The following is a 6084-nucleotide window of genomic DNA, read 5'->3' on the forward strand; positions in this document are numbered from 1 at the left end:
CTCCTATTCGGGGTCCGCTGCGGCCTGCGGCAGCAGCAGGGTGAAGACGGTATGCCCGGGGCGGGAGCGGAAGGTCAGCGAACCGGTGTGCTCGCGCGCCACCTGCTGCGCCAGCGCCAGGCCCAGGCCGCTGCCTTCGGCGCGGCCGCTGACCAGCGGCAGGAACAGGTGCTCGGCCAGTTCTTCAGGCACGCCGCGGCCGTCGTCGACGATCTCCAGGCGCACGCCGCGCGCATGCACGCGGTCGCGGATGCGCTGGGCGTGCTCGACACGGGTGCGCAGGGTGACCTGCGCGGCACCGGCCTGGATCGCGTTGCGGACCAGGTTCCACACCGCCTGGGTCAGGCGGTCGGCGTCGCCGAGGAATTCGGGGATGCTGGGGTCGTAGTCGCGCTGCAGGCGCACCGACCAGCCGCCCTCGTTCTCGGCCAGGCGCAGCACCCGTTCCAGCACCGCGTGGATGTTGAGCATGGCGTGCGGCCGCGCCGGCGCCGGCGACAGCAGCTGGTCGAGCAGGCTGTTGAGGCGCTCGATCTCCGCGCCGATCAGCTCGATCAGTTCGCGTTCGTCCTCGTCGCGGTGCTGCGCGCGCCGCGCCAGCAGCTGCGCGGCACCCTTGAGCCCGGCCAGCGGATTGCGCAATTCGTGGGCCAGGCCCTTGAGCGCCGCGCCCAGCGCATTGGGCAGCGCCTGGGCCGGGTCCAGGGTGGGAAATTCGTCGACCGGGTGCGCTTCCAGCAGCCAGCCACCGTCGTCCATCCGTGCCAGCCAGCCTTCGGCGAAGCGCGGGGTCTCGCCGGGAATGGCCAGCGCCATGCGGTGCAGGCGCAGCACGTCGCGCTCGTCGTTGCGCAGGAACCGCGCCAGCGCGTCGCCCTGCACTTCCAGCGAGGCCAGCGGCTGGTCGAGCAGGCGCCGCACGCTGACCCCGAGCCAGCGCGCGAAGGCCGGATTGGCGCCGAGCAGGCGGCCGTCGGCGTCGGCCCAGACCACCGGGGTGCCGAGCACGTCGATCGGAGGTGGAGGCGCGGTCATGGACATTGCACCAATGTAGTGCAAAGGCGGCCGGAAGGCGCTGAACGCCCGGCAGTCCGGGGCACCGGCCGGAACCGGCCGGCGACGCGGGCCGCCGCCGAGGCGGTGCCTGTCGCTGCCGTCGCCGCCGTCGCCGCAGGCGGGCACGTGGCGCCGCGGGCAACGGGGAAAGAAATGAGTGGGGGTCTGGCGAGGCTAGCGGCCACGCGGAATACCTCGATCGCTGGAAGAACTGCCGTCGTTCCGCCCCATGGAGCGCCGGCGATGGCCTCTGGCCGCCAGGACCGGTCGCGACCGGTCGCAGGCGGATTGCCGCAGCGGCCCGCGACGCGTGGTCGCGGGCCGGTCTTGCTCAGGACTCGTACGCGGACTCGCCGTGCGAGGTGATGTCCAGGCCCTCGCGCTCGGCTTCTTCCGGCACGCGCAGACCGAACACCAGCTTGGCGACCAGGAAGCCGACCACCGACACCACGCCGATCCACACCAGGGTGATCAGCACGCCTTCGGCCTGGATCAGCACCTGATGGCCGATGCTGTAGTCGCCGCCCTTCTGGCCGCCCAGCGAGGCGGCGGAGAACACGCCGGTCAGGATCGCGCCGATGATGCCGCCCAGGCCATGCACGCCGAACACGTCCAGGCTGTCGTCGGCGCCGAGCAGGCGCTTGAGGCCGGTGACGCCCCACACGCACAGCACGCCGGCGGCCAGGCCGATGGCGATCGCGCCGAACGGGCCGACGGTACCGCAGGCCGGGGTGATGCCGACCAGGCCGGCGACCATGCCCGAGGCCACGCCCAGCGCCGAGGACTTGCCCTTGATGATCTTCTCGGTCAGCGACCAGCCCAGGATCGCCGCGGCGGTGGCCAGCAGCGTGTTGAGGAAGGCCAGCGCCGCACCGGCATTGGCTTCCAGGTTGGAGCCGGCGTTGAAGCCGAACCAGCCCACCCACAGCAGCGAGGCACCGACGAAGGTCAGGGTCACGTTGTGCGGCTTGATCGCCTCGCGGCCGAAGCCGGTGCGCTTGCCGACGAAGTAGGCGCCGACCAGGCCGGCGATACCGGCGTTGATGTGCACCACCGTGCCGCCGGCGAAGTCCAGCGCGCCCTTGTCGAACAGGTAGCCGCCGGTGGCCCAGACCATGTGCGCCAGCGGCAGGTAGCCGAAGGTGAACCAGATCACCGAGAACAGCAGCACCGCGCCGAACTTCACCCGCTCGGCGAAGGCGCCGACGATCAGCGCGCCGGTGATGCCGGCGAAGGTCAGCTGGAAGACGACGAACACGTACTCCGGCAGGCTCACGCCCTTGGTGAAGGTGGCTGCAAGCGTTTCGATCGTCACGCCCTTCAGCAGCGCCTTGTCGAGGTTGCCGATCCACGGGCCTTCGCCGGAGAACGCCAGGCTGTAGCCGTAGACCACCCACAGCACCGCGATCAGCGAGAACACCACCGCGACCTGGATCAGCACCGACAGCACGTTCTTGGCGCGCACCATGCCGCCGTAGAACAGCGCCAGGCCCGGCACCACCATCAGCAGCACCAGCAGCGTGGAGGTCAGCATCCAGGCCACGTCGCCCTTGTCCACGGTCGGCGCCGCTTCGGCAGGCGCGGCCGCGGCGGCCGGCGGCGCCGGCGGCGTCAGTTGTTCGGTGACCACGTCCGGCGTCGGCACCGGCGTCACTTCGGCCTGGGCGAAGGCCGTGCCCGGCACGCCGATGGCCATCGCGCTGAACAGCATCAGCATGCATACCGCGTAGAACCGGGCCTTCCACCCGGAAAAAAGACCTGTCTTCATGAACGGCTCCAGGGTGGGGTTAGAGCGCATCTGCGCCGATCTCGCCGGTGCGGATCCGGATGACCTGTTCGATCGCGGTGACGAAGATCTTGCCGTCGCCGATCTTGCCGGTCCCGGCGGCGGTCTGGATCGCCTCGACCACGGCCTCCAGGCGCTCGTCGGTCACCACGGTCTCGATCTTGATCTTGGGCAGGAAGTCGACGACGTACTCGGCACCGCGATACAGCTCGGTGTGTCCCTTCTGCCGGCCGAAGCCCTTGACCTCGGTGACGGTGATGCCGGACACGCCCGCCTGTGACAAGGCCTCGCGGACCTCGTCGAGCTTGAACGGCCGGATGATGGCGGTGATCAGTTTCATGCGCATACCCCGTTGGTGGAAGGAGCCGGCTGCCGAACCCCGGCCGGCGGTTTGCATGTCATCGGCGCCGCGAACGGCGCCGTCCTGCTGCGCGGTGCGTCCCGCGGATCACGCCGTGGCGCGGCGCACGAGAGTGCGACGGCAACGGCGACGTGGGAGGGAGCGTGGCCCACGGCACGCAAGCGCTGTCTTTCGTGGTGCATCCCCCGGAAAACCGGCTGTTGCGACTGCTTCTGGCGCGGACCACCGGCACGGCTCCCCAGCCGAGTAGGTGGCGGCGATGACGAAGGAGGGAGGGGTAACCTTCGCCATCGCCGCGCGTGGAACTCAGTTGGCGTAGTACAGCTGGTATTCCAGCGGGTGCGTTGCGGCGCGGAACTTGGTCACTTCCTGCATCTTCAGCGCGATGTAGCCGTCGATGAAGTCGTCGCTGAACACGCCGCCGGCCTTGAGGAACTCGCGGTCGGCGTCGAGCGCTTCCAGCGCCTGGTCGAGGCTGGAGCACACCTGCGGGATCTGCTTCTCTTCTTCCGGCGGCAGGTCGTACAGGTCCTTGTCGCTGGGCGCGCCCGGGTCGATCTGGTTCTTGATGCCGTCCAGGCCGGCCATCATCAGCGCGGCGAAGGTCAGGTAGCCGGACTGCAGCGGATCCGGGAAGCGGATCTCGATGCGGCGCGCCTTCGGGTTGGACACCCACGGAATGCGGCACGAGGCCGAGCGGTTGCGCGCCGAATAGGCCAGCATCACCGGCGCCTCGAAGCCCGGGACCAGGCGCTTGTAGCTGTTGGTGCCGGAGTTGGTGAAGGCGTTGATCGCCTTGGCGTGCTTGAAGATGCCGCCGATGTACCACAGCGCCATCTGCGACAGGCCGCCGTAGCCGTCGCCGGAGAACAGATTGGTGCCGCCCTTGGCCAGCGACTGGTGCACGTGCATGCCCGAGCCGTTGTCGCCGACGATCGGCTTGGGCATGAAGGTCGCGGTCTTGCCGTTGCGGTAGGCCACGTTCTTGATGATGTACTTCATCATCATCAGCTCGTCGGCCTTCTTCACCAACGAGTTGAACTTGGTGCCGATCTCGCACTGGCCGGCGGTGGCCACCTCGTGGTGGTGCACCTCGACCTCGATGCCGACCTGCTCCAGGGTCTTGCACATTTCCGCGCGCAGGTCCTGCAGCGAGTCGGTCGGCGGCACCGGGAAGTAGCCGCCCTTGACCGCCGGACGGTAGCCGCTGTTGCCGCCTTCGATCTTGCTGCCGCTGCTCCAGGCCGCTTCTTCCGAATCGATCTTGAAGAAGGTGTGGCCCATCTCGTTGCCGAAACGCACGCCGTCGAAGATGAAGAATTCCGGCTCCGGGCCGAAGAACGCCTGGTCGGCGATGCCGCTGGACTTCAGGTAGGCCTCGGCGCGCTTGGCCACGCCGCGCGGGTCGCGGTCGTAGCTCTGCATGGTGGCCGGGTCGAGGATGTCGCAGGTCAGGACCAGGGTCGGATCGGCCATGAACGGATCGATGAATGCGGTGTCGGCGTCGGGCAGCAGGACCATGTCCGACTCGTTGATGCCCTTCCAACCCGAGATCGAGCTGCCGTCGAACATCTTGCCTTCTTCGAACAGCGCCGGCTCGATGATGCTCACGGGGAAGGTCACGTGCTGCTGCACGCCGCGCATATCGACGAACCGCAGGTCGACGAACTCGACCTTGTTGTCCTTGACCAGCTTCTCAATATTTTCCGCAGACATCGATGAAACCTCGGGTTGGTGAATGACTTGGCCCAGTGACAGCAATCGCCGTGCCAACTGTGACGGATTCACAAGTCCTTGATTTTGGTGAAGGGCGCACGCCAACAGGGCGGTGATCGCGCACCAAATGTGTGCATTGACTGTTTGACGCACTTAAATGGTGCATCAATCAATGCTCTATCCTTGCCCGGCTCCCCTCCCCCACGAGCCGAACTTCCCCCATGAGCGACATGTTCTCCGCCCTGCTGCTGGGCATCATCGAAGGCCTGACCGAGTTCCTGCCGATCTCCAGCACCGGCCACCTGCTGATCGCCGAGCAATGGCTGGGCCGCCGTTCCGACTTCTTCAACATCGTGATCCAGGCCGGCGCGATCCTGGCCACGACCCTGGTGTTCCGGCAGCGGCTGTGGACGCTGGCCACCGGGCTCGGCGACCGTGCCAACCGCGACTACGTGCTCAAGCTGGGCACCGCGTTCCTGGTCACCGCGGTGGTCGGCCTGGCGGTGCGCAAGGCCGGCTGGCAGCTGCCGGAAACCGTGCAGCCGGTGGCCTGGGCGCTGGTGATCGGCGGCGTTTGGATGCTGGTGGCCGAGCATTTCGCCGCACGCATGCCCGAGCGCGAACTGGTGACCTGGAAGGTGGCCATCGCGGTGGGCCTGGCGCAGGTGCTGGCCGGCGTGTTCCCCGGCACCTCGCGCTCGGCCGCGACGATCTTCCTGGCGATGCTGCTGGGCCTGAGCAAGCGCTCGGCCGCGGCCGACTTCGCGTTCCTGGTCGGCATCCCGACCATGTTCGCGGCCAGCGGCTATTCGTTCCTGGAGCTGTACAAGGACGGCGCGATCGGCAGCGAGGACTGGGGCGACGTGGCCATCGCCTTCGCCGCCGCGGTGGCGACCGGCTTCGTCGTGGTGAAGTGGCTGCTGGGCTACATCAAGTCGCACCGCTTCACCGCCTTCGCGGTGTACCGCATCGTGCTGGGCGCGGCGCTGCTGCTGTGGTTGCCGGCGGCCTGAGGGCTGTCCCCTTCTCCCACCGGGAGAAGGTGGCCCGCAGGGCCGGATGAGGGTATGGGCGCAGCCTCGTGCACTCAAACTCCACGAGACGCTTCGCGCCGGACCCTCACCCCAACCCCTCTCCCGAGGGGAGAGGGGCCAGGCTGTTCCTT

The 6084-nt window shown here is 68.3% G+C and carries 5 protein-coding genes; 1 reads left to right on the plus strand and 4 read right to left on the minus strand.

Annotation, left to right across the window (positions count from 1 at the left end):
* Positions 1 to 3: 3 nt before the first annotated feature.
* The 4 genes from VDQ83_RS13265 to glnA all read right to left on the minus strand — a co-directional run bounded on the left by VDQ83_RS13265 (position 4) and on the right by glnA (position 4919).
* On the minus strand, positions 4 to 1035 hold the full coding sequence (locus VDQ83_RS13265; protein ID WP_455435298.1) for a two-component system sensor histidine kinase NtrB: 1032 nt from the start codon (positions 1033 to 1035) through the stop codon (positions 4 to 6).
* A 352-nt stretch (positions 1036 to 1387) separates the two neighbouring features.
* On the minus strand, positions 1388 to 2824 hold the full coding sequence (locus tag VDQ83_RS13270) for an ammonium transporter (protein ID WP_263396278.1): 1437 nt from the start codon (positions 2822 to 2824) through the stop codon (positions 1388 to 1390).
* Positions 2825 to 2843: 19 nt separating this feature from the next.
* A complete protein-coding gene (locus VDQ83_RS13275) occupies positions 2844 to 3182 on the minus strand; it encodes a P-II family nitrogen regulator (RefSeq protein WP_039009092.1) in 339 nt (112 codons plus the stop codon).
* 327 nt (positions 3183 to 3509) lie between these two features.
* A complete protein-coding gene (glnA, locus tag VDQ83_RS13280) occupies positions 3510 to 4919 on the minus strand; it encodes a type I glutamate--ammonia ligase (RefSeq protein ID WP_263396279.1) in 1410 nt (469 codons plus the stop codon).
* A gap of 221 nt (positions 4920 to 5140) precedes the next feature.
* Between glnA and VDQ83_RS13285 the strand changes: the two genes are divergently transcribed.
* The gene (locus VDQ83_RS13285) at positions 5141 to 5932 is read left to right on the plus strand and encodes an undecaprenyl-diphosphate phosphatase (RefSeq protein ID WP_263396280.1); all 792 of its coding nucleotides are present in this window, start codon (positions 5141 to 5143) and stop codon (positions 5930 to 5932) included.
* Positions 5933 to 6084: the final 152 nt, after the last annotated feature.

The sequence above is a fragment of the Xanthomonas sp. WHRI 7945 genome (genome assembly GCF_035026585.1).

Coding starts and splice junctions, on each gene's coding strand:
- VDQ83_RS13265 (WP_455435298.1), bottom strand. CDS start 1,035: ATGACCGCGCCTCCACCTCCGATCGACGTGCTCGGCACCCCGGTGGTC.
- VDQ83_RS13270 (WP_263396278.1), bottom strand. CDS start 2,824: ATGAAGACAGGTCTTTTTTCCGGGTGGAAGGCCCGGTTCTACGCGGTA.
- VDQ83_RS13275 (WP_039009092.1), bottom strand. CDS start 3,182: ATGAAACTGATCACCGCCATCATCCGGCCGTTCAAGCTCGACGAGGTC.
- glnA (WP_263396279.1), bottom strand. CDS start 4,919: ATGTCTGCGGAAAATATTGAGAAGCTGGTCAAGGACAACAAGGTCGAG.
- VDQ83_RS13285 (WP_263396280.1), top strand. CDS start 5,141: ATGAGCGACATGTTCTCCGCCCTGCTGCTGGGCATCATCGAAGGCCTG.